This window comes from Streptomyces sp. NPDC052040 (genome assembly GCF_044548405.1).
Taxonomy (GTDB): Bacteria; Actinomycetota; Actinomycetes; order Streptomycetales; family Streptomycetaceae; genus Streptomyces.
Genome location: NZ_JBIUBV010000016.1, coordinates 89,829 through 114,785, shown reverse-complemented (window position 1 = coordinate 114,785; position 24,957 = coordinate 89,829). Strand labels below are relative to the sequence as shown.

General features: G+C 71.3%; 21 protein-coding genes, 1 tRNA gene and 1 pseudogene. 9 read left to right on the top strand and 14 right to left on the bottom strand.

The features are described 5' to 3' along the window. The first annotated feature begins 19 nt into the window (after window positions 1-19). Window positions 20-1,177, top strand: coding sequence for an acetyl-CoA C-acetyltransferase (locus ACIHAA_RS26345; protein ID WP_399821280.1), 1,158 nt, complete (start codon window positions 20-22; stop codon window positions 1,175-1,177). 48 nt (window positions 1,178-1,225) lie between these two features. On the opposite strand, the gene ACIHAA_RS26340 is transcribed toward ACIHAA_RS26345, so the two are convergent. From ACIHAA_RS26340 to ACIHAA_RS26325, 4 genes are read right to left on the bottom strand one after another with little or no spacing between them, the layout of a single operon-like run. Further along, window positions 1,226-2,287: an NAD(P)H-dependent flavin oxidoreductase gene (locus ACIHAA_RS26340; RefSeq protein ID WP_399821278.1), complete on the bottom strand. Its 1,062-nt coding sequence runs from the start codon at window positions 2,285-2,287 to the stop codon at window positions 1,226-1,228. Beyond that, on the bottom strand, window positions 2,287-3,042 hold the full coding sequence (locus tag ACIHAA_RS26335) for a CoA-transferase subunit beta (protein ID WP_399821277.1): 756 nt from the start codon (window positions 3,040-3,042) through the stop codon (window positions 2,287-2,289). The genes ACIHAA_RS26340 and ACIHAA_RS26335 overlap by 1 nt, the downstream gene beginning before the upstream one ends. Next, a complete protein-coding gene (locus ACIHAA_RS26330; RefSeq protein ID WP_399821275.1) occupies window positions 3,039-4,118 on the bottom strand; it encodes a CoA transferase subunit A in 1,080 nt (359 codons plus the stop codon). Before ACIHAA_RS26330 ends, ACIHAA_RS26335 begins: the two co-directional genes overlap by 4 nt. Beyond that, complete coding sequence (locus ACIHAA_RS26325; RefSeq protein WP_399821273.1) at window positions 4,115-4,861, bottom strand: enoyl-CoA hydratase family protein; 747 nt, start codon at window positions 4,859-4,861, stop codon at window positions 4,115-4,117. The genes ACIHAA_RS26330 and ACIHAA_RS26325 overlap by 4 nt, the downstream gene beginning before the upstream one ends. Window positions 4,862-4,941: 80 nt before the next feature. Between ACIHAA_RS26325 and ACIHAA_RS26320 the strand changes: the two genes are divergently transcribed. Together ACIHAA_RS26320 and ACIHAA_RS26315 are read left to right on the top strand one after the other, a co-directional pair. Further along, window positions 4,942-5,799 carry an SDR family oxidoreductase gene (locus ACIHAA_RS26320; RefSeq protein ID WP_399821272.1) on the top strand — a complete coding sequence of 286 codons (858 nt, stop codon included), beginning with the start codon at window positions 4,942-4,944 and terminating at the stop codon, window positions 5,797-5,799. Beyond that, window positions 5,796-6,710 carry an SDR family oxidoreductase gene (locus ACIHAA_RS26315; protein ID WP_399821270.1) on the top strand — a complete coding sequence of 305 codons (915 nt, stop codon included), beginning with the start codon at window positions 5,796-5,798 and terminating at the stop codon, window positions 6,708-6,710. The genes ACIHAA_RS26320 and ACIHAA_RS26315 overlap by 4 nt, the downstream gene beginning before the upstream one ends. Before the next feature lie 112 nt (window positions 6,711-6,822). Here ACIHAA_RS26315 and ACIHAA_RS26310 read toward each other — a convergent pair whose 3' ends face one another. Beyond that, window positions 6,823-7,656: an ankyrin repeat domain-containing protein gene (locus ACIHAA_RS26310; protein ID WP_399821269.1), complete on the bottom strand. Its 834-nt coding sequence runs from the start codon at window positions 7,654-7,656 to the stop codon at window positions 6,823-6,825. 86 nt (window positions 7,657-7,742) lie between these two features. After that, complete coding sequence (locus ACIHAA_RS26305; protein ID WP_399821267.1) at window positions 7,743-8,639, bottom strand: hypothetical protein; 897 nt, start codon at window positions 8,637-8,639, stop codon at window positions 7,743-7,745. A gap of 189 nt (window positions 8,640-8,828) precedes the next feature. Here ACIHAA_RS26305 and ACIHAA_RS26300 point away from each other — a divergent pair, with 189 nt between their 5' ends. From ACIHAA_RS26300 to pyk, 5 genes and pseudogenes are all read left to right on the top strand, one after another. After that, window positions 8,829-9,179: a chorismate mutase gene (locus tag ACIHAA_RS26300; protein ID WP_399821265.1), complete on the top strand. Its 351-nt coding sequence runs from the start codon at window positions 8,829-8,831 to the stop codon at window positions 9,177-9,179. A 182-nt stretch (window positions 9,180-9,361) separates the two neighbouring features. Beyond that, window positions 9,362-11,693, top strand: a pseudogene (gene pepN, locus ACIHAA_RS26295) (aminopeptidase N); the annotation flags it as partial. Window positions 11,694-11,824: 131 nt separating this feature from the next. Further along, window positions 11,825-13,186, top strand: a complete 1,362-nt coding sequence (locus ACIHAA_RS26290) for a pyridoxal phosphate-dependent decarboxylase family protein (RefSeq protein WP_399821368.1) — start codon at window positions 11,825-11,827, stop codon at window positions 13,184-13,186. Next, window positions 13,183-14,547: a lysine N(6)-hydroxylase/L-ornithine N(5)-oxygenase family protein gene (locus ACIHAA_RS26285; protein WP_399821264.1), complete on the top strand. Its 1,365-nt coding sequence runs from the start codon at window positions 13,183-13,185 to the stop codon at window positions 14,545-14,547. Before ACIHAA_RS26290 ends, ACIHAA_RS26285 begins: the two co-directional genes overlap by 4 nt. A gap of 195 nt (window positions 14,548-14,742) precedes the next feature. Next, window positions 14,743-16,179 carry a pyruvate kinase gene (gene pyk, locus ACIHAA_RS26280; protein ID WP_399821262.1) on the top strand — a complete coding sequence of 479 codons (1,437 nt, stop codon included), beginning with the start codon at window positions 14,743-14,745 and terminating at the stop codon, window positions 16,177-16,179. Between the two features lie 25 nt (window positions 16,180-16,204). On the opposite strand, the gene ACIHAA_RS26275 is transcribed toward pyk, so the two are convergent. Continuing rightward, window positions 16,205-16,966 carry a transcriptional regulator gene (locus ACIHAA_RS26275; protein ID WP_399821260.1) on the bottom strand — a complete coding sequence of 254 codons (762 nt, stop codon included), beginning with the start codon at window positions 16,964-16,966 and terminating at the stop codon, window positions 16,205-16,207. Window positions 16,967-17,073: 107 nt separating this feature from the next. Further along, window positions 17,074-17,147 (bottom strand) — tRNA-Leu (locus ACIHAA_RS26270). Between the two features lie 102 nt (window positions 17,148-17,249). Between ACIHAA_RS26270 and ACIHAA_RS26265 the strand changes: the two genes are divergently transcribed. After that, window positions 17,250-17,900 carry an ANTAR domain-containing response regulator gene (locus ACIHAA_RS26265; protein ID WP_399821258.1) on the top strand — a complete coding sequence of 217 codons (651 nt, stop codon included), beginning with the start codon at window positions 17,250-17,252 and terminating at the stop codon, window positions 17,898-17,900. A 91-nt stretch (window positions 17,901-17,991) separates the two neighbouring features. Here the strand turns inward: ACIHAA_RS26265 and ACIHAA_RS26260 are convergent, their stop codons facing one another. From ACIHAA_RS26260 to ACIHAA_RS26235, 6 genes are all read right to left on the bottom strand, one after another. After that, on the bottom strand, window positions 17,992-18,708 hold the full coding sequence (locus ACIHAA_RS26260) for an ABC transporter ATP-binding protein (RefSeq protein ID WP_399821256.1): 717 nt from the start codon (window positions 18,706-18,708) through the stop codon (window positions 17,992-17,994). Continuing rightward, entirely contained in the window at window positions 18,705-19,619 is a 915-nt protein-coding gene (locus ACIHAA_RS26255) for an ABC transporter ATP-binding protein (protein ID WP_399821254.1), read from the bottom strand. The genes ACIHAA_RS26260 and ACIHAA_RS26255 overlap by 4 nt, the downstream gene beginning before the upstream one ends. A gap of 5 nt (window positions 19,620-19,624) precedes the next feature. After that, window positions 19,625-21,451 carry a branched-chain amino acid ABC transporter permease gene (locus ACIHAA_RS26250; RefSeq protein ID WP_399821252.1) on the bottom strand — a complete coding sequence of 609 codons (1,827 nt, stop codon included), beginning with the start codon at window positions 21,449-21,451 and terminating at the stop codon, window positions 19,625-19,627. A gap of 5 nt (window positions 21,452-21,456) precedes the next feature. After that, window positions 21,457-22,389: a branched-chain amino acid ABC transporter permease gene (locus tag ACIHAA_RS26245; protein ID WP_399821250.1), complete on the bottom strand. Its 933-nt coding sequence runs from the start codon at window positions 22,387-22,389 to the stop codon at window positions 21,457-21,459. 111 nt (window positions 22,390-22,500) lie between these two features. Next, window positions 22,501-23,730, bottom strand: coding sequence for a branched-chain amino acid ABC transporter substrate-binding protein (locus ACIHAA_RS26240; RefSeq protein ID WP_399821248.1), 1,230 nt, complete (start codon window positions 23,728-23,730; stop codon window positions 22,501-22,503). Between the two features lie 713 nt (window positions 23,731-24,443). Next, window positions 24,444-24,932, bottom strand: a complete 489-nt coding sequence (locus ACIHAA_RS26235; protein ID WP_399821246.1) for a PaaI family thioesterase — start codon at window positions 24,930-24,932, stop codon at window positions 24,444-24,446. Window positions 24,933-24,957: the final 25 nt, after the last annotated feature.

Sequence of the window (24,957 nt, the reverse complement as noted above, 5' to 3'; positions counted from 1 at the left end):
CACCGCCAGGGAGTTGACCATGGCCGAGGCCTATGTCGTCGAAGCGGTCCGCACGCCCGTCGGACGGCGCCGGGGAGGACTGAGCACGGTCCACCCCGCCGATCTGGGCGCCCATGTGCTCAAAGCCCTGATGACCCGTTCCGGCGTGGACCCGGCCGCCGTGGACGACGTGGTGTTCGGCTGCCTGGACACGGTCGGACCGCAGGCCGGGGACATCGCCCGCACCAGCTGGCTCGCGGCCGGACTGCCCGAGGAAGTACCCGGCGTGACCGTCGACCGGCAGTGCGGATCCTCCCAGCAGGCCGTGCACTTCGCGGCGCAGGCCGTGCTGTCCGGCACCCAGGACCTGGTGGTCGCGGGCGGCGTCCAGAACATGTCGCAGATCCCCATCGCCTTCGCCTCCCGCCAGGCCGCCGAACCCCTGGGCCTCACCCAGGGGCCCTTCGCGGGCAGCGAGGGATGGCGCGCCCGCTACGGCGACCGGCCCGTCAACCAGTTCCACGGCGCCGAACTGATCGCCGCGAAATGGGGCATCAGCCGCCGCGACCAGGAGGAGTACGCGCTGCGCTCGCACCGCAGGGCGATCCGCGCGATCGACGAGGGCCGCTTCGCGCGGGAGACCGTCGCCCACGGGGACGTCACCGTCGACGAGGGGCCGCGCCGGGACACCTCGCTGGAGCGGATGGCCCAGCTGGCACCGGTCCTGGACGGCGGCACCGTCACCGCCGCCTGCTCCTCACAGGTCTCCGACGGCGCCGCGGCCCTGCTGCTCGCCTCCGAACAGGCGGTCCGGGACCACGGCCTCACCCCGCGCGCCCGGATCCACCATCTCTCGGTCCGCGGGGAGGACCCGATCCGGATGCTGACCGCACCGATCCCCGCCACCGCCCACGCCCTCAAGAAGACCGGCCTCACCATCGACGACATCGACCTCGTCGAGATCAACGAGGCCTTCGCCCCGGTCGTCCTCGCCTGGCTCAAGGAGACCGGAGCCGATCCCGGGAAGGTCAACGCCAACGGCGGCGCGATCGCCCTCGGCCACCCGCTGGGCGCCACCGGCGCCCGGCTGATGACCACCCTGCTCCACGAACTGGAGCGCACCGGCACCCGCTTCGGCCTCCAGACCATGTGCGAGGGCGGAGGCCAGGCCAACGTGACCATCATCGAACGCCTCTGAGCGGCAGGGCGCGGCCGCCCCTGGGACCGGCGCCGTTGGCACCCGGCCTCAGGAGCCGGCACTCCCGAGCCGCGCCAGCGACGAACGTATCTCCTCCGCCTCCCCCATGATCCGGTCCACCAGCTCCGCGCACGACGGCAGGTCGTCGATGACCCCGGCGACCTGCCCGGACGCCATCACCCCGAGGTCCGTGCGCCCGTCCACCATCGCCGCCCTGAGCAGCATCGGAGTGTTCGCGGCCAGCAGCACCTGACTCCAGGACAGATCCCTGCCGTGCCCGAGGGCGAGACCGTCGCGGACCATCTCCGGCCAGGTCAGTCCGGACAGCCTCCGGAAGCCCGCGGCCCGGCGCACCGCGTGCACCAGCGCCCGGGCCCGGCCGGCGCGCTCCAGCGCGTCGACGAACGGGGTGCGGAGCATACGGTGCGGAAGCCCGTCCACGGCCCTGGTCACCGTGATGTCCCGCACCCCCGCCGCCAGATAGCGCGCCTTGACCGCGTCCGGCACCGTCGACTCCGAGGTCAGCAGGAACCGCGTGCCCATCGCGACCCCCGCCGCCCCGTACGCCAGGGCCGCGACCAGCCCCCGCCCGTCATGGAACCCGCCCGCCGCCACCACCGGGATGTCCACGGCGTCCACCACCTGCGGCAGCAGCACGGTCGTCGCCACCTCCCCGGTGTGGCCGCCGCCCTCGCCGCCCTGGACGACGACCGCGTCCGCGCCCCAGGCGGCCACCTTCTCCGCATGCCGCCGCGCCCCCACTGACGGGATCACGACCACCCCCGCCGCCTTCAGCTCGGCGATCAGCTCACGGGACGGCGCCAGCGCGAACGACGCGATCCGCACGCCCTCCTCGACCAGGATCCGCACCCGCTCGCCCGCGTCCCCGGCGTCCGCGCGCAGATTCACCCCGAACGGCGCCCGGGTCCGCGCCCGCACCTCCCGTATCGCCTCCCGCAGTCGGCCGGTCGTCATGGTCGCGGAGGCCAGGATGCCCAACGCCCCCGCGTTCGCCACGGCGGAGACCAGACGGGGCCCCGCCACCCACCCCATCCCCGTCTGCACCACCGGATGCCGCACCCCGACGAGCCGGGTGAACGCCGTGTCCATCAGCGCCCTCCGTCCCCGGCGGGACGATCCGGGACCTCCCGCTCCCGCGCCCCCGACGGATCGATCACCTCCCGGATCAGCCGAAGTTCCTCCGGCACCGGCTCCCGGGTGCGGGGCACCCGGTCCGGCACCGCCAGCTCGAAACCGGTCGCCGCCCGCACCTCCGCCAGCGTCACCCCCGGGTGGAGGGAGGCCAGCCGCATCGAGCGGTCCGGGGTGGCGAAGTCGAGGACGCCCAGGTCGGACACCACCCGCGGGATGCCGTGGAAGCGGGCCGCCCCGGGATGCCGCGCCGCACGGTCGTACCCCACCCCGCAAACCATGTCGACCCGCTCGACGAACACCCGCCGCGAGTGCCGCGGTATCCAGTAGGCGGTCGGATGGTTCAGCGTGTTGACCGGCGCCCCTCGCACCCCCAGCAACTGCCGCCGGGGCCTTGCCCAGTCGCCGATGCACGAGATGTTCTGGTTGCCGAAGCGGTCGATCTGGCTGGCACCCATCATCACCAGCCGCCGCCCGCCGGTGACCAGCTCCAGATGCCTGCGGTACGGCAGCCAGCCCTCCACCGTCCCGTCCGCGTCCACCAGCATCGCCTCGCCGTCGGTGAGCAGCAGGTCCGGCGCGAAGGTGAGCCGGGCGAGGCGCGCCCCGAAGGAGGGGACGGCGCCCATGGGGCTCGCGAGGATCTCGCCCGCACCGCGCCAGGTCTCGGAGCAGGCGATCACGCAGTACTCGGCACGGGTGACATGGCTCATGACCGCTCCCGGTGCCAGTCCCGCACGGCCGACCGGTAGGCGTGCTCGTCACCGGTGAGGAACCGGTCGGCGAACTCGGCCCAGGGCGTGGTCGCGTAGTGCCGCTGGAACGCCTCGTCCCGTTCGTGGTCCGGCGCGCAGGACGTGAAGTGCGCGCCGTGCGGGGCCTCGACCACTCCGGTCACGGTGTGCCGCTGGAGCAGCAGCGTCTGCGGCGCCGCAGCCCCGGTCAGCTCCGCCGTGTCCACGATCCGCTCGCACGAGACATAGGCCGCGTCGGCCGCCTCGCAGAACAGGTCGTCGAAGTAGGGATCCGGCCCCAGATACTGGCCGTTGCCCTGCCGGTCCGCCCGGTTGACATGGACCAGGGCAGCGTCCAGCCGCAGCGCGGGCATCGCGACGAACTCCTCGACGCCGTTTGTTTGTCCCGCGTCCACACCCTCCGTGCCTTCGCCCCCACCTGGCCGCCCCGCGTCCACACCCTCCGTGCCTTCGCCCCCACCTGGCCGCCCCGCGCCCGCTCCCTCGCCCAGACCCGGAGGCGCCGCACCCGGAGGCGCCGCACCCGCACCTTGGGTCCCGCCCCCGGCGGCCTCCGGACGCCCCGGCGCGGCTCCCGCCCGCCCACCGAAGAGCGACCACCCCTCCCCGTACGGCGAAGTGACCGTCCGCAGGCCCGGGTTGGCCCGCAGCACATCGGAGCCAACGCCCGCCCGCACCGGCAGGAACGGCAGCCGGTTCGCCGCCGCGCGCAGCCCCCACAGGAACATCGCCTCGTCGACCTCCGCCAGCTCCAGCGCGCCCCCCTCGCGCGCCGCGCGGTAATGCGGCTCCAGCGGCACGGAGTCCAGCGTCACGAACGCGGCGACCAGTCTCCGGATCCGTCCCGCGGCCGCGAGCATCCCGATGTCCGGGCCGCCGCAGGAGACCACCGTGAGATCGGTGATCCGGGACCGCAGCAGCGCCCGCACCAGGGCCATCGGCTTTCGGCGCGAGCCCCAGCCGCCGATGCCCAGGGTCATCCCGCTCTCCAGCCGGGAGACGGCCTCGTCCGCGGTCATCGTCTTGTCCCTCATCCGTGTGCCTCCCCTCCGAAGGTGTTCCGGACCCGGTCGGCGACGCCCCCGGTCTGCGCCTCAAAGGTGAAGCCCTGCTCGAAGCGGTAGCTGCGGCGCACATCGACCGGGTCGATGCCGTTGATCGCCTCCTTGGCCAGCCGCAGCAACTCGCCGTCCTTGGCGGCGATCTCCCGGGCCAGCTCCAGCGCGGCCGGGCGCAGACCGTCCGCCGGCACCACCCGCCACACCGAACCGTGCGCCCGCAGCTCGGCCGCCGTCGCCGTACGCGAGGTGTAGTACAGCGTCCGCATCAGATGCGGGGGCACCAGCCGGGCCAGATGCGTGGCCGCGCCCAGCGCACCGCGCTCCAGCTCGGGCAGCCCGAACACGGCGTCCTCACTCGCCACGACGGCGTCCGCATTGCCCGCCAGGCCTATCCCGCCGCCCAGGCAGAACCCCTGCACCGCCGCGACGACCGGCACCTCGCACTCGTACACCGCCGCGAACGCCTCGGCGCATCCGCGGTTGGCCCCGATCAGCGCCCGGCCACCCCCCGCCCGTATCTCCTTGATGTCCACACCCGCGTTGAAACCGCGGCCCTCCGCCGCCAGCACCACACAGCGGACCCCCCGGTCGCGGCCCGCCGACCGCACCGCGTCCGCCAGGGAGAACCAGCCGCTCACCGGGAGTGCGTTGACCGGCGGGAAGTCGACCGTGACAACGGCGACCCCCTTTTCCGGGCACGAGGTGGAGACACCCATGGGAACATCAGCTACCTTTCCACCAAACATTTGTTAGGTGCCTCGAAGCTAGCAGTCATCGCATCCCGCCGGGAGGCCCTGTGGACAACTCGAAGGGCGCGGCCGCCGAGCGCCTGCGCGGCCGGACCGCCCTGGTGACCGGAGGCACCCGCGGCGTCGGGGCGGGCATCGCCCTGGCGTTCGCCGCGGCCGGTGCCGAGGTGCTGGCCTGCGCCCGCCGACCACCCGAAACACCTCTGCCGGGCGTGCGGTTCGCCCCACTGGACGTGCGCGACCCGGACGCCGTACGGCACTTCTTCGCGGCGCTGCCCCGCCTGGACGTCCTGGTCAACAACGCGGGCGGTGCCCCCTACCGGCTCCTCGCCGACGCCGGTCCCGAACGGCACGCACGGGTCGTCGAACTCAACCTCCTCGCACCGCTGACCGTCTCCCTCGCCGCCCACCCCCACCTCAGACGCACTCGGGGGTCGATCGTCATGATCGGCAGCGTCAGCGGAAGCCGCCCGTCACCCGGCACCGCCGCCTACGGCGCCGCCAAGGCGGGGCTGGAGAGCCTGGCCCGCTCCATGGCAGTGGAATGGGCACCGGACGTGCGGGTCAACACACTGGTCGCGGGCATGGTCCGCACCGAGCTGTCCCGCCTCCACTACGGCGACGACCACGGCATCGCGGCCGTCTCCAGAACGGTCCCGCTCGGACGGCTCGCCGAACCGTCCGACATCGGCGAGGCCGCCGTCTTCCTCGCCTCGGAGTCGGCCGCCTACATCACCGGCGCGAGCCTGCTGGTCCACGGGGGAGGGGAGCGGCCCCTGTTCCTCGACGCCGCGACGGTCAACGGGACGGCCGCGACGGCCAACGGGACGGCCGAGACGGTCAACAGGCCGATCGACAGGCCGATCGAGCGGACGGTCGACGGGACGGAGAGGGGGACGGCATGACGGGCATCGCTGACGGGCGGGTGGTGGTCGTCACCGGGGCGGGCCGCGGGCTGGGCCGTGCGCACGCCCATGCGTTCGCCGCCGAGAGCGCGCGGGTCGTCGTCAACGACCTCGGGGTCGGCCTCGACGGGGCACCCGGCGCGGGCAGCCCGGCCGAACAGGTGGCCGAGGAGATCCGCGCGGCCGGTGGCGACGCGGTCGCGCACCACGGCGACATCGCGACCGCAGCCGGGGCGCGGTCCCTGGTCGCCACCGCCCTGGAGCGCTACGGACGGCTCGACACCCTGGTCAACAACGCCGGTTTCCTGCGCGACCGGATGCTGGTCAACCTCGACGAGGACGACTGGGACGCCGTGCTGCGCGTCCATCTCCGGGGCCACTTCCTCGCGCTGCGGCACGCGGCGGCGCACTGGCGGGCCGAGGCGAAGGCGGGGCGGCCGCCCGGCGCCCGGGTCGTCAACACCAGCAGCGGGGCGGGACTGCTGGGTTCGGTCGGACAGGGCAACTACAGCGCCGCGAAGGCCGGGATCCTCGCCCTGACCCTGGTCGCGGCGGCGGAACTCGGCCGCTACGGCGTACAGGTCAACGCCCTCGCGCCCGCCGCGCGCACCAGGATGACCGAGCGCACCTTCGCCGGGACGATGACCGCGCCCGCCACCGGCTTCGACGCGATGGCTCCCGAGAATGTCTCACCCCTGGTCGTCTGGCTCGGCTCTTCCGCGAGCACCGGTGTCACGGGCCGTGTCTTCGAGGCCGAGGGCGGACGGATCAGTGTGATGGAGGGCTGGCGGCGGGGCCCGACCGCCGACGCGGGGGCCCGCCGGACACCGGCCGAGGCGGGCGAGACGGCCCGGAGACTGCTGGCGCGCGCCGAGCCACCGGGGGCGGTGTACGGGGCCGGGCCCGCGTAGGGCCGCCGCGGGTAGCGCCTCCGCGCGAGACGGGGGAGCGGACCACACGGCCCCGGGAGGCCCCCGCAGAAACCGCTCCCCGCAGGAACCGAACCCCTCCCCGCAGAAACCGCTACCCCGCCTCCGTCTCCGCCTCCAGCAGGGCCGCTATCGCCCGGTGCCCCGTCTGCCCGCTGTCGCCGACAGCGGGCAGACCGCGGTGCACCACGGTCACTTCGACGGTCGTCGTGCCGGGCTCGTCCTCCCGGCGGTCGGTGATGTACGCGCAGCCGGGAGTGCCGGTCTCCAAGCCCTTGCGGAGGTCGGCCTCGATGTCCACCGTAAGTCGGCGCCGTGCCTCGGCCAGGGCCTCGCGGCGGCCCCGCGCCCCGTGCTCCAGGAGCGCCCGCACACAGCCGGGGGAGCCGCGCCGGGCGGCCGCCACCAGCGGGGGCGCCCCGTCGGGACCGGGCAGGTCCGGGTCCGCCCCGGCCGCCAGCAGCGCCCTCAGGTCCGCTTCGTGGCCGCCCCGCACCGCCCAGGTCAGGGCCCGGTATCCGTACTCCTCCGCCAGATCCGGCGCGGCCCCGGCCGCCAGCAGCGCCCTCAGGTCCGCTTCGTGGCCGCCCCGCACCGCCCAGGTCAGGGCCCGGTATCCGTACTCCTCCGCCAGATCCGGCGCGGCCCCGGCCGCCAGCAGCGCCCGTACGGCCTCGGTGTGCCCCCAGGAGGCGGCCCCGCACAGGGGCAGGTCGGAGCGCGAGCTGAGCCGGTCGGGGTCGGCCCCGGCCTGAAGCAGCAGCCGTACGATGCCCGCCGCGCCGTTCACCGCCGCCCGGTAGAGGGCGGTCTCCCCCTCGCCGTCCGCCGTCTCCGGGTCGGCGCCCGCGCGCAGCAGCCGCAGGACCGCGGTCTCGTCCTCGTCGTACACCGCCGCGATCAGTTCCGGCGGTTCCTGCGTGCTCATGTTCCCGACCCTCACGTGCCGGGGCGGCCACGGGCAAGGGGATTTCGGGTGGCGCCGCGCCACCGCGAGGGGCGCCCGCCGGGGCCTCAGGTGTCGCACTCCAGTACGGTCCGGCACAGCCCGCAGCGCGCCCGCACCCGCCCCCGCACGGGCACCCTGATCCGCTGGTGGCAGGTAGGGCAGGGGAAGCAGACACCCAGCGGGTCGCGTCCGGCCCCGGTGAAGGAGTAGGGAACGCCCGGGTGCGGTCCGGTCGCGGGGTGGTCCTGGGCATGGCGGCGGTCCCGGGCGTAGCGGCGGCGGCCCGCCCAGCCGGCCGCCGTCAGCGGGGGCTGCTGCTCGTCGCGGCGGGCCAGCGCCAGGCCCTTGGTGTACGCGGTGTACGCCTGGGGGCTGGTGAACCAGATCGCGGGATCCTCGCCGAACAGCAGCGCCCGCTTGGCCACCACATAGCCGAACTCCTCCGGGGTGAGATAGCCGAGCTTCTGCGAGGCCTCGCCGTGCTCGCGGAAGGCGTCCAGAAGCAGCCAGCCCGCCCCCAGATAGGCCGCCGCCGTGTCGGTGAGGATCTCGTTGTCGCGCGTCCCCGGGAAGGACAGGTCCAGGCGGTGCAGATACACATGCATCACCTCGTGGGCCAGGGCCGCCCCGATGTCCTCACGGTGGGTGCGGAAGCGGTCGTTCAGCTCCACGAAGTACTCGGGCCCCGAGGTGAGTTCGACGGTCGCCGCATGCGTCATCTCACGAAAGCTGATGATCATACGGGCCTCGGGCAGCCGGTAGTGGCGCACCAGCTCGTGCGCCACCCGCTGGGCACCCAGATGCAGGTCGTCCTGGTCGGTGAACGCCACGTCGGCCGGGGCGACACTGGTCGCGAAGGTCCGGACGGTGTCGTAGGAGAGCCGCCGGTACAGCGCGGTGACCGCCGCCCGCACCGTGTCCAGATGCGGGTAGCCGTGCTCGACCGGTCCGCCGTTCGCCACGTCCGCACCCCCAGAAGACGCCGACTCCGCTTCCACTGTAGGCGCGCTCCCCGCCCGGCGGAGGGGCGCGCACGCCGTCCGTGAAGCCGTGCCGCGCACACCACCCGGCGGCGCCCGCCCTCCCGGGCGGCGATCCACAGTGCGGACCGGAATGAGGAAGCGGCCCCGCGGCCCGTAGGGTGGTCGCCCATGACCACCCGCAACACCGACGCCGACCACGTCGACCCCGCCGTCCGGGCCGAACTCGCCCGGCTGCGCGACAGCATCGACAACATCGACGCCGCCGTCGTCCACATGCTCGCCGAACGCTTCAAGTGCACCCAGCAGGTCGGCCACCTCAAGGCCGCGCACCAGCTGCCGCCCGCCGACCCGGCCCGCGAGTCGGCCCAGATCGACCGGCTCCGCAGGCTCGCCGAAAGCGCCAAACTCGACCCGGCCTTCGCGGAGAAGCTGCTCACCTTCATCATCGCCGAGGTCATCCGCCACCACGAACGCATCGCCGAGGACACCACCTCCGCCCCCGAGGCGCCGAGGCAGTGACCACCCCCGGGTACGCCCCGGGCACGTAGCACACACGGGGGCACCGGGTACGCCCTGTGCGCGCAGCACACACGGAAGCGACGACGCCCGGGCCGTACGAGGGGGCCACCCCCCCCGCACCGGAAGCGGACGGACCGCGCATACCGGACCACCCCTGTGCGCTGTCGGCGCCATCAGGCAGCATGTCCCCCATGTCCGTACTGACGCGCGACGAAGCGCAGACCCGTGCCCGGCTCCTCGACGTCCACCGCTACGCGATCGAACTCGATCTGACCCGCGGCGACGAGACCTTCGACTCCCGTACCGCCATCCACTTCACGGTACGCGGCGACGGCACGGCCACGGACACCTTCGTCGAGCTCAAGCCCGTCGAACTGCGCTCCGCCACACTGGACGGAGAGCCCCTCGACCCCGGGACCCTCGACGACAACCGGCTGCCGCTCCTGGGCCTCACCCCCGGCGAGCACGAACTCGGCATCGACACCACCATGCGCTACTCGCACACCGGCGAGGGCATGCACCGCTTCACCGACCCCACCGACGGCGAGACCTACGTCTACAGCCAGCTGTTCCTCGACGACGTCCAGCGCATCTACGCCGCCTTCGACCAGCCCGACCTCAAGGCCGTCTTCGACCTGACCGTCAAGGCCCCCGACGGCTGGAGCGTCCTCGCCAACGGCATCACCAGCCACGAGGGCGACGGCCTCTGGCGCGCCGCCACCACCCCCCTCATCTCCACCTACCTCGTCGCCGTCGCCGCCGGACCCTGGCACTCCGTACGCACCGAGCACCGCGGACTGCCCTTCGGCCTGCACTGCCGCCGCTCGCTCGCCCCCCACCTCGACGCCGACGCGGACGAACTCCTCGACATAACCCGCCAGTGCTTCGACCGCTACCACGAGAAATTCGAGGAGCCCTACCCCTTCGACTCCTACGACCAGGCCTTCGTCCCCGAGTTCAACGCCGGAGCCATGGAGAACCCCGGACTCGTCACCTTCCGCGACGAGTTCGTCTACCGCTCCGCCGTCACCGACACCCAGCGCCAGACCCGCGCCATGGTCATCGCCCACGAGATGGCCCACATGTGGTTCGGCGACCTCGTCACCCTCCGCTGGTGGGACGACATCTGGCTGAACGAGTCCTTCGCCGAGTACATGGGTTACCAGACCCTCACCGAAGCGACCCGCTTCACCGACACCTGGACCGACTTCGGCGTCGCCCGCAAATCCTGGGGATACGACGCCGACCAGCGCCCCTCCACCCACCCCGTCGCCCCCGACGCCGTCGACGACACCGCCTCCGCACTCCTCAACTTCGACGGCATCTCCTACGCCAAGGGCGCCTCCGCACTGCGGCAACTCGTGGCCTGGCTGGGCGAGAAGGACTTCCTCGCCGGAATCAACACCCACTTCAGGCGCCACCGCTTCGGCAACGCCACCCTCGCCGACTTCGTCGACTCCCTCGCCGACTCGACCGAACGCGACGTCCACGCCTGGGCCGAATCCTGGCTGCGCACCACCGGCGTCGACACCCTCACCCCCCGCGTCACCCAGGCCGCCGACGGCACCTGCTCCCTCACCGTCGACCGCGACGGCAGCCGCCCCCACCGCATCGCCGTCGGCCTCTACGACCAGAGCCTCGCCGACGACCAGGGCCTCGTCCTGCGTGAACGCCTCGAACTGGACATCCCCCGGACCGCACCCCACCCCCTCGGCAAGCGCCCCGCCCTGGTCCTTCTCAACGACGGCGACCTCACCTACGCCAAGGTCCGCTTCGACCCCGACTCCTTCACCACCGTCCGAAGCGCCCTGTCCGCCCTCCCCGAACCGCTCAGCCGCGCGGTCGTCTGGAACGCCCTGCGCGACGCCGTGCGCGACGGCCGCCTCCCCGCCGGGGACTACCTGGAGATCGCCCGCACGCACCTCCCGCACGAGACCGACCTCGCCCTCACCGAAGGCGTCCTCGCCTTCGCCTCCGCCCACATCGCCGACCGCTACCTCGCCCCCGAGGAACGGCCCGCCGCCCTCACCACCCTCACCCGGCTGTGCCGCGACCTCATCCGCCGCACCGAGGACGGAACCCACCCCGGGCTGCGGCTGATCGCCGTACGTCACCTCATCGACGCCGCCGCCCACCCCGACACCATCGCCGCCTGGCTCGCCGACGGCACCGTCCCCGGCGGACCCGAACTCGACCCCGAACTGCGCTGGCGCATCCTCGGCCGCCTGGCCGTCCTCGGCGCCGTCGACGAAGCCGCCCTCGACGAGGAGCTCCGCCGCGATCCCAGCGCCACCGGCCAGGAGGGCGCCGCCCGCTGCCGCGCCGCCCTGCCCGACCCCGGGGCCAAGCAGCGTGCCTGGGACGCCATGTTCTCCGCCGACGAGCGCACCGACCTGTCCAACTACCTGTTCACCGCCACCGCTCAGGGCTTCTGGCAGCCCGAACAGGCCGACCTCCTCACCGCCTACGTCGACCGCTACTGGACCGACGCCCCCGCCCTCGCCGCCCGCCCCGCCCAGACAGTCACCCCGACGTGTCCCCGTCCACCGCGATACCCCCTCCGGGCCGGATCGTTGTCCCTTACGGGCGGACGAACTCCCGCGCGCACAGGCCCAATTCCCCCGCCCCGGGCCCGGAGGACGTCCATGAGCCTGCCACCCCTCGCATCCGGCCCCGAGGGCCCGAACGCCCTCGCCCCGCTGCTCGCCACCGTCCTCGACGCCCTCCGCGACGGAGAACGACGGCGCGGCGGCCCGCTGCCCGCCGGAGGCCCCACCGCGGTCGCCGCCCGCGTCCGCGATGCCGTCGGCGACGTACTGCCGGAAAAGGGCGACCCGGGCGCCCTGCACACCCTCGTCCGCGTCTTCGCCGAAGGCGCGGCAGACCCCGCCGACCCCCACTGCGCCGCCCATCTGCACTGCCCGCCCCTCGCCGTCGCCACCGCGGCCGACCTCGCCGCCTCCGCCCTCAACCCCTCACTCGACTCCTGGGACCAGGCTCCCGGGGCATCCGCACTGGAAGCCCTGGTCACCCGGGCACTCGCCCGGGAAGCCGGTGCGGCCGACGCCCTGGTCACCACCGGCGGCACCGAAGCCAACCAACTCGCCCTCCTCCTCGCCCGGGAAACCCACGGCCCCGTCCACCTCATCTGCGGAGCCAACGCCCACCACTCCCTCACCCGCGCCGCCTGGCTCCTCGGCCTGCCCGAACCCCTGGTCCTCCCCACCCCCCGCGGCACCCTCGACCCGGCCGCCCTCGCCGCGGCCCTCACCGACCCGCCTCCGCGCGGACCCGTCCTCGTGGCCGCCACCGCGGGCACCACCGACGCCGGACTCATCGACCCCCTGCCGGACATCGCCGCACTCTGCGCCACCCACGGCGCCCGCCTCCACATCGACGCCGCCTACGGCGGCGGACTCCTCTTCAGCGACCGCCACCGCCCCCAGCTCACCGGCCTGGACCGCGCCCACACCCTCACCCTCGACCTGCACAAACTCGGCTGGCAGCCCGTGGCCGCGGGCCTCCTCGCCGTACACGACCCGCACGACCTGGGCGCCCTGCGCCACCGCGCCGACTACCTCAACGCCGACGACGACACCGAAGCCGGACTGCCCGACCTCCTCCGGCGCTCCCTGCGCACCACCCGGCGCCCCGACATCCTCAAAGTCGCCGTCACCCTCAAGACCCTCGGCCGCACCGGACTCGGCACCCTCGTCGACCTCGTCTGCGACCACGCAGCCGAACTCGCCCGGCTCATCACCGCGCACCCCGCCCTGGAGCTGTACGCGCCGCCCACCATCAGCACCGTCCTGTTCCGGCCCACCGGAGCCCCCGACCACACCGTCGCCGCCGTCCGCCGCGCCCTCCTGCACAACGGCCGCGCGGTCCTCGGCCGCGCCCGGCTCGACGGCCGCCTCTGGCTCAAGGCCACCCTCCTCAACCCGCACACCCGGCCGGGCGACCTGGCCGCGCTCCTGAACCTGGTGGAAGGAAACACCTCCCGATGACCCACCCCCCACACCACGACTCCCCGGCCCCCCGCGACCTCGTGGGCATCGGCATCGGCCCCTTCAACCTCTCCCTCGCCGCCCTCGCCCACCCCCTCACCGAACTCGACACCGCCTTCTACGAACAACGCCCCGGCTTCGACTGGCACCCCGGCCTCCTCATCGACGGCGCCACCCTCCAGGTCCCCTTCCTTGCCGACCTGGTGACCCTCGCCGACCCCACCAGCCCCTGGACCTTCCTCAACCACCTCAAAAGCCGCGACCGCCTCTTCCCCTTCTACTTCGCCGAGCGCTTCCACATCCAGCGCGCCGAATACGACGCCTACTGCCGCTGGGTCGCAGGACACCTCCCCGCACTCCACTTCGGACACCGGGTCGACGCCGTCCGCTGGAACCCGGACCACGAGGTCTTCGACGTCGACTTCACCCGACTCGGACCCGGCAGAGAACCCGAAGCCACCGGACGGACCCGGGCGCGCAACATCGTCCTCGGCGTCGGCACCGAACCCCATGTCCCCGAACCGCTCCGCCCCCTCGTCGACGCGCCCGACATGCCCGTCATCCACGCCGCGGACTACCTCCGCCACCGCGAACAGATCCTCGCCGCCGACCACATCACCGTCGTCGGCGCGGGCCAGTCGGGCGCCGAAGTCTTCCTCGACCTGCTGCGCCACCGGCCCCCCGGACACGAACGGATCCACTGGCTCGCCCGCACCGGGGCCTTCGCCCCCATGGAGTACTCCAAACTCGGCCTGGAGCACTTCACCCCCGACTACACCCGCTACTTCCACGCCCTGGCCGAACCCGTACGCGACCGCCTCGTCTCCACCCAATGGCAGCTCCACAAGGGCATCGACGCCGGAACCAGCGCCGCCATCCACGACGAGCTGTACCGCCGCACCCTCCACGGCGGCTGGCCCGACGCCGTCCTCACCCCCGGCGTCCACCTCCGCGCCGCCGAACACCTCACCACCGGAGCGATCGAACTCCACCTCGAACACACCCAGCAGAGCACCCGCTCCGCCCTCACCACCCACGCCGTCGTCCTCGCCACCGGCTACCGCCAGCGCCCCCTGGACCGCATCCTCGCCGGACTCGCCCCCCAGCTGCGCCGCGACAGCAGCGCCCGCCCCCACATCGACGACCAGTTCCGCATGGTCCTCGACCCCGCCGTCACCGGATGCCTCTACGTCCAGAACGCCGAACTCCACACCCATGGCGTCGGCACCCCGGACCTCGGCCTCGCCGCCTGGCGCAGCGCCACCATCCTCAACTCCCTCACCGGAAAAGAGCCCTACCCGCTGCCTCGGCGCACCTCCTTCACCACCTTCGGACTCACCACGGCTCCGCCACGGATCTGAAACACCCGGCATCACCCCTGGCCACCGGAATACGCTCCGCATCCGGCACGGAATCACCCGCCTTTCCCCTCCGGGATGCTCATCGGAGCGCGCCACCGCACAATTCAACACTTGTCAATAAGGCTTCACTCAAGCGTTGTTGAGTGGTCACGCCGAACGAATTCTCTACCCGCCGGTAAGGCATACGCTCGACGTATGCGCCGAGCGAAGATCGTTTGTACATTGGGGCCCGCCACGGACTCGTACGACCAGATCAAGGCACTGGTCGAAGCCGGAATGGACGTCGCCCGCTTCAACCTCAGCCACGGCGGCCACGCCGAACACGAAGAGCGTTACCAGCGCGTACGCAAGGCATCCGAGGAGACCGGCCGCAGCGTCGGAATCCTCGCCGACCTTCAAGGCCCGAAGATCCGACTCGGCCGCTTCACCGAAGGTCCCGTACTCCTTGAACGCGGGGACACCTTCACCATCACCGTCGAAGAAGGCGCCGAAGGCGACCGCACCACCTGCGGAACCACCTACGCGGGCCTCGCCGCCGACGTCACCCCCGGCGAACGCATCCTCGTCGACGACGGCAAGGTGTGCCTCCAGGTCACCGCCGTCGACGGCCCCCGCGTCCGCACCACCGTCGTCGAGGGCGGCATGGTCTCCGACCACAAGGGGCTGAACCTGCCCGGCGTCGCCGTCTCCGTCCCCGCGCTCGCCAAGAAGGACGAGGACGACCTCCGCTGGGCCCTGCGCACCGGCTTCGACGTCATCGCCCTCTCCTTCGTCCGCAGCGGCCGCGACGCCAAGGACGTCCACCGCATCATGGAAGAGGAAGGCCGCCGCCTCCCCGTCATCGCCAAAGTGGAGAAACCGCAGGCCGTCGAGAACATCGACGAGATCGTGGCCGCCTTCGACGGCATCATGGTGGCGCGCGGCGACCTGGGCGTCGAAATGCCGCTCGAACAGGTGCCCATCGTCCAGAAGCGCGCGATCAAACTCGCCAAGCGCAACGCCAAGCCCGTCATCGTCGCCACCCAGATGCTCGACTCGATGATCGAGAACTCGCGCCCCACCCGCGCCGAGGCCTCCGACGTCGCCAACGCCGTCATCGACGGCACCGACGCCGTGATGCTCTCCGGCGAGACCAGCGTCGGCAACCACCCCGTCGAGACGGTCCGGACCATGGCCCGCATCGTCGAAGCGGCCGAGGAGGACATCCTCGCCAAAGGGCTGCCGCCCCTCACCGAGAACAGCAAACCGCGCACCCAGGGCGGCGCCGTCGCCCGGGCCGCCGCCGAGATCGGCGACTTCCTCGGGGCGAAGTTCCTGGTCGCCTTCACCCAGTCGGGCGACACCGCCCGCCGGCTCTCCCGCTACCGCTCCCCGATCCCGCTGCTCGCCTTCACCCCCGAACCGGCCACCCGCTCGCAGCTGAACCTCACCTGGGGCGCGGAGACCTTCCTCGGCCCGCATGTCGAGTCCACGGACGCGATGGTCGAACAGGTCGACGAACTACTGCTGAAGTACGGCCGCTGCCGCCGGGGCGACGTCGTGGTGATCACCGCCGGTTCCCCACCCGGGGTGTCGGGCTCCACCAACATGGTCCGGGTCCACCACATCGGCGAGGACGACAGGCCCAGCTAGAGGGGCGGGGCCTGGTCGCGTGCCGTCAGAACTTGGGCCCGACATGGGCGTCGAGGAGGGCGACGGAGGCCTTGCGGGCCACGGACACATTGCGTGCGTTCGCGAGCGTCCATTCGACGCCCAGCCGGTCCAGGGTGTCCGTGAAGAGCCCGACGATGTCATGGGACAGGTTGCTGAGGAAGTACCGCGGATACGCGTAGCGCCTGGGTTCACCGCCGACGATCCGGGTGGTCCAGTTGATGGTGCGGCAGCCGTCGGAGTGGATCAGACCGCGGACGAACTCCCAGGGTTGCGCGTCGACGATCTCCTGCTGCCAGGGCTCCAGAACGATCCGCCGCTCGTGCTTCTTGCCGGGGCCGTGCTGGGGGAAGAGGCAGGGCCAGTGCTTGCTGGAACTGGTGACCGCCACACAGCCCTGCTTCCCGATCCGGCAGACGCTGTTCGACGGGCGCACGGCCCGCATCGCCTCCTCGCACGCGTCGATGATGCCCGGCCAGGCCCTGTCCAGGACAACGCGCAGGTAGTAAACGCCCCTGCGGTGCGGACTGATGCAGCCGTCGCCGAGATAGAGGCCGAGAAGGTAGGCGTACGCCGCACGGTTTTCCGGGGGGCCCGGGACGTCCTGACACCGGGGGCAGGGGGTGCCCGCGGGCGGGTCGGCTTCGCCGCGCGTCCGCCAGGAGCGGATCGCGTACCGGGAGATTCCCGTCTCCTTGCTGACGGAGTTCAGACTGCGCCCCTCGGCCACGAGGGCCAGGGCTTGTCTGCGGGTGCCCATGTCGTACATGGGGTTCACTCTGCGCGACGGGTCGTCCCCGGGTACGGAAAAAGGCGGACATTCACGAGAAGGGGAACGTCCGCCTCTGGCGCGTGACCTTGGAATCTTAGGAAAAGCGCCCCGGGTGGGACTCGAACCCACACTGAATGCTGTTTGAGAGCATCGCCTCTGCCGATTGGGCTACCGGGGCCCAACGAATCGAAGGTCGACCCCGACCCGCTGCCCGTCCACCATACCGTAGCTAGGTAGGCTTCTGGGAGCAGTACCTGCCTGCCTGGAACAAGGAGCCCGAGTGACCGCCCCCGAGTCGCCCCAGCCCGTTGCCGACGACGACCAGTCGCATGTGCCCCCGCTGACGACCCGTGTCGTCATCGCGGAGGACGAGGCGCTCATCCGGCTCGATCTCAAAGAGATGCTCGAGGAGGAGGGCTACAGCGTCGTCGGTGAGGCCGGGGACGGTGAGCAGGCCGTGGAGCTGGCTCGGGAGCACCAGCCCGACCTGGTGATCCTCGATGTGAAGATGCCGAAGCTCGACGGCATCTCGGCGGCCGAGAAGATCGCCGAGGAGCGCATCGCCCCCGTGCTGATGCTGACCGCCTTCTCGCAGCGCGACCTCGTCGAGCGTGCGCGTGACGCCGGTGCCATGGCGTATCTGGTGAAGCCGTTCAGCAAGAGCGACGTCGTTCCGGCGATCGAGATGGCCGTCTCGCGCTTCAATGAGCTGAAGACGCTGGAGAAGGAGGTCGCGGACCTCACCCTGCGGCTGGAGACCCGCAAGCTGGTGGACCGGGCGAAGTCGGTCCTTCAGACGGAGTACGGGCTGACCGAGCCCGCCGCCTTCCGCTGGATCCAGAAGACCTCCATGGACCGGCGGATGTCGATGCAGCAGGTGGCCGAGGCCGTCATCCAGGACGCCCGGGAGAAGAAGGCCTCCAAGGGCTGACCCGACGGAGCCGGCGGACCCGTCGGCGCGTACGGCATGCGGCGGCCCGTGACCCCGGCACCGGGGTCACGGGCCGCACCGCGTCCGTGGTTCAGTCCTCGCCGAGGTACGCCTTGCGCACCGACTCGTCGTGCAGCAGGTCCTGCCCGGTGCCGGAGAGCACGATGTTCCCGACCTCCATGACATGGCCGTGGTCGGCGAGCGACAGGGCCGCCTGGGCGTTCTGCTCGACCAGGAGGATCGTGGTGCCCTGGGACTTCAGCTCGGCGATGGTCGCCATGATCTTCTGCATCATGATGGGGGAGAGGCCCATCGACGGTTCGTCGAGCATGAGCAGCTTCGGCCGGGACATCAGGGCGCGGCCCATCGCCAGCATCTGCTGTTCTCCGCCGGAGAGGGTGCCCGCGGCCTGCTTGCGGCGTTCCCCGAGGATGGGGAAGAGGTCGTAGGCCCGCTGGATGTCCTTCTCGATGCCGGGTCTGTCGTTCCGCAGGAACGCTCCGAGGCGCAGATTGTCCTCGATGCTCATCCGGGGGAAGATGTGCCGCCCCTCGGGGGAGTGGGCGAGTCCCAGGGAGACGATCTGGTGGGCGGGGACCTTCTTGAGTGATCTGCCGTTGAAGCGGATCTGGCCGCCGACCGGCTTGAGCAGGCCGGAGAGGGTGCGCAGGGTGGTGGTCTTTCCGGCGCCGTTGGTGCCGATGAGGGTGACGACCTCGCCGGCGTCGACGGTGAAGGAGATGCCCTTGACGGCTTCGATCTTGCCGTAGGCGACCCGGAGGTCCTCGACTTCGAGCAGTGCGGTCATCGGTCGTTCTCCTTGCCGGGCGCGGCATCGGCATCCGTCGTGGTCTCGGCGTGTGCCTCGGCGGCCTCCACCTCGGCGACCTCGTCGGCGCCGGGGGCGTCCTCGAAGGGTTCGCCGAGGTAGGCGGCGATGACGCGTTCGTCGCCCTGGACGGTCGCGCTGTCGCCCTCGATGAGTTTTTCGCCCTGGACGAGGACGGCGACGCGATCGCAGAGGTTGAAGATGAAGCGCATGTCGTGCTCGATGACGAGGACGGCGATGCCCTTGTCGCGGATGGCGAAGACGAGTTCCTCGGTGGCCCGGGTCTCCTGGGGATTCATTCCGGCGGTGGGCTCGTCGAGGAGGAGCAGCCCGGGTTCGCTGGCGAGGGCGCGGGCGATTTCGAGCTTGCGCTGTTCGCCGTAGGGGAGGTTGCGGGCGAGGTGTTCGGCCTTGGCGGCGAGGCCGACGAACTCCAGGAGTTCCATGGCGCGTGCGCGGGAGGCGGCTTCGGCGCGGTGGAAGCCGGGGCCGCGCAGGACGGCGGACCAGAAGCCTTCCTTGGTGCGGGTGTGGCGGCCGACGAGCACGTTTTCCAGGACCGTCATATTGGAGAAGAGGCGGATGTTCTGGAAGGTGCGGGCGATGCCGGCGGCGGTGACCTTGAAGGATTTGGGCGGCAGGACGTTGCCCTGGTAGCGGACTTCTCCCTCGGTGGGGATGTACAGGCCGGTCAGGCAGTTGAAGAAGGTGGTCTTTCCGGCGCCGTTGGGGCCGATGAGGCCGACGATCTCGCCGCTGTTGACGGTGAGGTCGACGTTGCGTACGGCGGTGAGTCCGCCGAAGCGCATGGTGACGCCGCGAGCGTCGAGGACGGTCTTGCCGGGTGCGGTGGTGCCCGGGGTGTCCTGGGTGGTGGTGTCGGTGGTCATCGTGGTCAGGCCCCTGTCTTGCCGAGGACTGCGGGCGCTTCGGCCTCTTCGTGGAATTCCAGTTGGCGGCGCCGGTTGGGGATGAGGCCTTCGGGGCGGAACCGCATCAGCAGGATGAGGGCGAGGCCGAAGGCGAACAGCTGGTAGTCGCCGAGGAACTGGAGTTTGTTCGGGATGAGGAAGAGCAGTGCGGCGCCGATGAGGGGGCCGCTGATGGTGCCCATGCCGCCGAGGACGACCGCGGCGAGCAGGAAGGCCGAGTTGGGCGGGATGGGTCCGGCGAAGAGGTACTGCTCGGGGGTGACGGTGTAGGTGACGTGGGCCTGGACGGTGCCGGCGAGGCCGGCGAGGGAGGCGCCGACGGCGAAGGCGATGAGTTTGACGCGGAAGCCGTTGATGCCCATGGCGAGGGCGGCGGTCTCGTCCTCGCGGATGGCGACCCAGGCGCGGCCGATGCGGGAGTTGCCGCTGCGCCGGAAGACGAGCACGACGACGGCGGTGATGATCAGCATCAGGAAGAAGTAGTTGGCGAAGCGGCCGATGGTGAATCCGGCGAGGTCGTGCTGGGCGCCGAAGTCGAAGCCGAGGATGTCGAGGTTGGGGATGGAGGAGACGCCGTTGGAGCCGTTGGTGAGGTCGGGTCCTGAGGTGCCGTCGAGGTTGTTGGCGGTGATGCGGAAGATCTCACCGAAGCCGAGGGTGACGATGGCGAGGTAGTCGCCGCGCAGGCGGAGGGTGGGGGCGCCGATGAGGACGCCGAAGACGAGGGAGGCGGCGGCGCCGATGAGGACGGCGGCCCAGAAGGGGAAGTGGACGTGGAAGGGGGAGTTGGGGGAGCCGGAGACGAGGGACGCGGCGTAGGCGCCGACGCCGAGGAAGGCGACGTAGCCGAGGTCGAGGAGTCCGGCGAGGCCGACGACGATGTTCAGGCCGAGGGCGACGGTGGCGAAGATGAGGATGTAGACGCCGAGGGTGGCGTACTGGTCGTCGGTCTGGGTGAAGGGGAAGAGGGCCGCCGCGACGAACGCGCCGCAGGTGGTGATGTTCTGGTGGCGGGCGGTGAGCTGGGACGCCTGGGCGACGAGTCCGGCCTTGGCGAGGGCGGCGAAGCCGAGGCCCGCGGTGATGAGGAAGCCGATGAAGAGTTCGTCGTACTCGGTGCCGATGCCGTAGGTGAAGACGGTCAGGCCGAGGCCGAGGACGGCGACGATGATCAGGATTTCGGCCCAGGAGGGCAGTGCCCCGAGGGGGCGGGGGGTGCCGGAGGCGAAGGACGCCTTGATGGTGGCCCACTGGTGGGCTGCCCGGTGCTTGAGGTGTTCCCAGGAGGTGTCGTCGGGGTCGACCGGGTCGGGCTCGGGCCGTTCGAAGGGCAGGGCCAGGGCGCCGGTCAGGGCGGCGAGGCTGGTGACGGCGACGAGGTAGCCGCCGGGTTCGAGGTTGACGATTCCGCCGAGTTCGTCGCTGATCGCGAGGACGGTGTACCAGGCGGTGGCGAAGGTGGTGAGGGCGGCGAACTTGACGGCGGCGTCGGCGCCCGCGGGGACGAGCCAGCCGAGGCCCTTGATGCCGTAGGAGGCGAGGGCGAAGAGGGTGGTGAGGGCGCCGCCGATGAGGACGAGGACCTGGAGGCCGCCCGGGTAGCCGTAGACGGTGAGGTCGCCGGGGAAGTCGGCGGTCCAGGTCCAGGACAGGAAGGTGGAGACGACGGTGAGGGCGCCGCCTGCGGTGGCGAGGGCGCGGCCGAGGGGTGCCGGGATGCCGATGAGTCCGGACGTGGTGCCGGTGGCGGGGGTGCTCGGGGTGTCGGGTGCGGTGGTCTGTGTGGTCATCGGTGTCACGCCCTGTCCGCGACGCGCTCGCCGAGCAGGCCCTGGGGCCTGAACAGCAGCACGAGGATGAGGAGTACGAAGGCCCAGACGTCTGCCCAGGACTGGCTGCCGAACTTCTCCATGCCGGGCAGGTCGGCGATGTAGGCGGTGGCCAGGGTTTCGGCGACGCCGAGGACGATGCCGCCGATCATGGCTCCGTAGATGTTGCCGATGCCTCCGAGGACGGCCGCGGTGAAGGCCTTGAGACCGAGGATGAAGCCCATGCGGAAGTCGATCTGGCCGTATTTGAGGCCGTAGGCGACACCGCCGATGGCGGCGAAGGCCGCGCCGAGGGCGAAGGCGACCACGATGATGCGGTCGGTGTCGATGCCCATGAGCTTGGCGGTGTCGGGGTCCTGGGCGGTGGCCTGCATGCCGCGTCCGGTGCGGGTCTTCATGACGAAGTAGGCGAGGACGGCCATGCTGATGGGGGCGGCGGCGATGAGGAAGATGTCGCCGGTCTGGATGGTGACGCTGCCGAGGTGGAAGGGGCCGCCGTCGATCTGGGGGAAGGTGCGGGCGGACTTGGCGTCGGGGTACCAGGCCCAGACCGCCTGCTGGAGGGCGAGGGAGAGTCCGATGGCCGTGATGAGGGGGGCCAGCCGGGGGGCGGTGCGCAGGGGCCGGTAGGCGAAGCGTTCCGCTCCCATGGCCACGACGACGGCGACGAGGACGGCGCCGATGAGCATCAGTGGCAGGGCGACCCACATGGAGGTGCCGTCGGGCAGGATGTAGGCGTAGACCGTGAGGGCGCCGAAGGCCCCGGTCATGAAGATCTCGCCGTGGGCGAAGTTGATGAGCTGGACAATGCCGTAGACCATGGTGTAGCCGATGGCGACCAGCCCGTACATGGATCCCAGTAGCAGGCCGTTGACCAGCTGCTGCGGCAGTTCGTTCACCGCATGTCCTCCGAGACTTTCGGACGTTCGACGGATGTGGCCGGATGCGAGTCCGCGCGGGGCGCCAGTGGAACAGCGCCCCGCGCGGCTCGTGGGTGGTGCGGCTGGAGGTCAGCCGGTGTAGGTACCGGACTTGACCGGGGTCCAGGCACCGTTCTTCACGGCGTACACGGTGAGCTGCTTGTTGGTCGTGTCACCGAACTCGTCGAAGGAGACCTTGCCGGTCACACCGTCGAAGGAGACGTTCTGCATGGCGGCGGTGACCTTGGCGCGGGCGTCGGAGGGGAGCTTGCCGCCGTTGTCGTCGACGACCTTCTTCACGGCCTCGATGACGGCCCAGGCGGAGTCGTAGGAGTAGCCGCCGTAGGCCGCGTAGTCCTCCTTGTAGCCGCCGGCCTTGTAGTTGGCCACGAACTCCTTGGCGGAGGGCAGCTGTTCGACCGGGGCGCCGACCGAGGTGGCGAGGTCGCCGGTGCTGGAGCTGCCGCCCAGCTTGATGAAGGTCGGGTCGTAGATGCCGTCGCCGCCGACCACGGGGATCTGGGCGCCGGCGGCCTTGATCTGCTTGCTGAGCGGCCCGGCCTGCGGGTATTCGCCGCCGTAGTAGACGACGTCGGCGCCGGAGTTCTTGACCTTGGTGGCGACCGCGGAGAAGTCCTTGGTGTCGGGGTTGATGTGCTCGGTTCCGGCGATGGCGCCGCCGAGCTTCTTGAACTCCTCGGTGAAGGTGGCGGCGAGGCCCGCGCCGTAGGTCTTCTTGTCGTCGATGACGAAGACCTTCTTCTTCTTGGCGTCGTTGTAGACGTACTGCGCGGCGAACGGGCCCTGGATGGCGTCGGTGGTCGCGGTACGGAAGTACGACTTGTAGGTGCGGGCCTTCTGGGTCTGCCAGTTGGTGCCCTGGGTGAGGGCGGGGTTGGTGTTGGCCGGGGAGACCTGCACCAGCTTGGCGTCGTCGAAGACCTTCTGCATGGACTCGGCCACGGAGGAGTTGAGCGGGCCGACGGCGCCGAGGACGCTGGAGTCGGCGACGAGCTTGGTGGCGTTCTGCTGGCCCGAGGAGGGCTGCGCCTGGTCGTCGAGGGCTTCGATCTTGAAGGTGACGCCCTTGACGTAGTTCTGCTTGTTCGCGGTCTTGACGGCGAGGTCGACCGAGTTCTTGATACCCAGGCCGAGCGCGGAGAGGTCACCGGTCAGCGGCGCGTCGACTCCGATGGTGACGGTGGTGCCGCTGTCCTTGGAGTCCGAGCTCTTGCCGCTGTCGCGCGAGCCGCAGGCGGTGAGGGTCAGTGCACCCGCCGCCAGTGCGGCGGTGATGGCAATGAGCGAACGTTGACGCACGATCAGTCCTTTCCCTGGCACACGGCCCTCCCCCCTGGAAGTGGCCGAGTCGAGCGCTGGGCCGAAGTGACATTCAGACCGCGCGGTGACTGGCCGTGACTCTAAGCGTGGGTGGGGAATATCGAGGAGGGTCTGACGGATGCTGTGACGCTCTTGTTATGACGCGGGGTAATGCAGAGCGGTACCGGGCGGGTGGAACAGCGGAATTCCAGCCGATTCGCCCTGTCCGCATGGTGAGAAGCCGCAGGGCCCCGCCTTGCCGTGTTCAGGTGTGTCGGCTGTTTTGGTAATGACGGGGAATGGTTGCCACAGGCGACGTGCGGGGTACGGGAAAGATCATCGGCGGGGTGTGGACCGGGGTGCGGCAGCGGGGCTCTTTTGCGTGCACATTACGCAGAGTTACGCTCAGGAAAGGGAATCCGGCGTTCCTCGGTGCTTTTCCGCATTCGACCGCTCGTACGGTGATCACGATCTTGAAAGCGGAATCCGCTCTGCGCGGGAAAGGGGAACGCGGGACCGAGCCGGTCGTCGAGGGGTGCGGCTGGCCGTCAACGCGGCTGCGGCGAGCCGCAGTTCACGCGCCGTCAGCCCGGCCCGGGGCGGGGCCCGTCGTCATACGAAGACCCCGGCCCACGGGCGGCCCGGCGTCACGACATGGTGACGGGCCGCCCGTGGACCGGGGTCGACTGCGGTGCGGGGCAGGTTCCTTCGGCTCAGCCCGCGTCACGGAGGTGCTCGCCGTCGCCCGGCCGCACCTCCCGCAGCAGACAGGTCAGCCGCGCCGTGCACACCCGCTTGCCGTCCTCGTCACTGATCACGATCTCGTACGTCGCCGTCGAACGGCCCCGGTGCACGGGTGTGGCCACGCCGGTGACCAGGCCGGAGCGCACTCCGCGGTGGTGGGTGCAGTTCAGGTCGACGCCCACGGCGATCCGGGAGCTGCCGCCGTGCAGCATGGAGCCCACCGAGCCGAGGGTCTCGGCGAGCACGGCCGAAGCGCCCCCGTGCAGCAGTCCGTACGGCTGGGTGTTGCCCTCCACGGGCATCGTGCCGACGACCCGCTCCGCGGAGGCCTCGACGATCTGGACACCCATACGGTCGCCGAGGTGCCCGGCGGAGAACAGGGCGGGCAGGTCGACGCCGAGCGCGGCGTACTCGTCGACGACTTCCTGCGGGAACTTCACGGTGTGCTGCTCGCCCATGGGGCACGGCTCCGTTCGTCGGTGA

Coding starts and splice junctions, on each gene's coding strand:
- ACIHAA_RS26340 (WP_399821278.1), bottom strand. CDS start 2,287: ATGGACACGGCGTTCACCCGGCTCGTCGGGGTGCGGCATCCGGTGGTG.
- ACIHAA_RS26275 (WP_399821260.1), bottom strand. CDS start 16,966: ATGTACGACATGGGCACCCGCAGACAAGCCCTGGCCCTCGTGGCCGAG.
- ACIHAA_RS26260 (WP_399821256.1), bottom strand. CDS start 18,708: ATGACCGCACTGCTCGAAGTCGAGGACCTCCGGGTCGCCTACGGCAAG.
- ACIHAA_RS26255 (WP_399821254.1), bottom strand. CDS start 19,619: ATGACCACCGACACCACCACCCAGGACACCCCGGGCACCACCGCACCC.
- ACIHAA_RS26290 (WP_399821368.1), top strand. CDS start 11,825: ATGAGCCTGCCACCCCTCGCATCCGGCCCCGAGGGCCCGAACGCCCTC.
- ACIHAA_RS26310 (WP_399821269.1), bottom strand. CDS start 7,656: ATGAGCACGCAGGAACCGCCGGAACTGATCGCGGCGGTGTACGACGAG.
- ACIHAA_RS26315 (WP_399821270.1), top strand. CDS start 5,796: ATGACGGGCATCGCTGACGGGCGGGTGGTGGTCGTCACCGGGGCGGGC.
- ACIHAA_RS26325 (WP_399821273.1), bottom strand. CDS start 4,861: ATGGGTGTCTCCACCTCGTGCCCGGAAAAGGGGGTCGCCGTTGTCACG.
- pyk (WP_399821262.1), top strand. CDS start 14,743: ATGCGCCGAGCGAAGATCGTTTGTACATTGGGGCCCGCCACGGACTCG.
- ACIHAA_RS26330 (WP_399821275.1), bottom strand. CDS start 4,118: ATGAGGGACAAGACGATGACCGCGGACGAGGCCGTCTCCCGGCTGGAG.
- ACIHAA_RS26300 (WP_399821265.1), top strand. CDS start 8,829: ATGACCACCCGCAACACCGACGCCGACCACGTCGACCCCGCCGTCCGG.
- ACIHAA_RS26235 (WP_399821246.1), bottom strand. CDS start 24,932: ATGGGCGAGCAGCACACCGTGAAGTTCCCGCAGGAAGTCGTCGACGAG.
- ACIHAA_RS26335 (WP_399821277.1), bottom strand. CDS start 3,042: ATGAGCCATGTCACCCGTGCCGAGTACTGCGTGATCGCCTGCTCCGAG.
- ACIHAA_RS26285 (WP_399821264.1), top strand. CDS start 13,183: ATGACCCACCCCCCACACCACGACTCCCCGGCCCCCCGCGACCTCGTG.
- ACIHAA_RS26250 (WP_399821252.1), bottom strand. CDS start 21,451: ATGACCACACAGACCACCGCACCCGACACCCCGAGCACCCCCGCCACC.
- ACIHAA_RS26345 (WP_399821280.1), top strand. CDS start 20: ATGGCCGAGGCCTATGTCGTCGAAGCGGTCCGCACGCCCGTCGGACGG.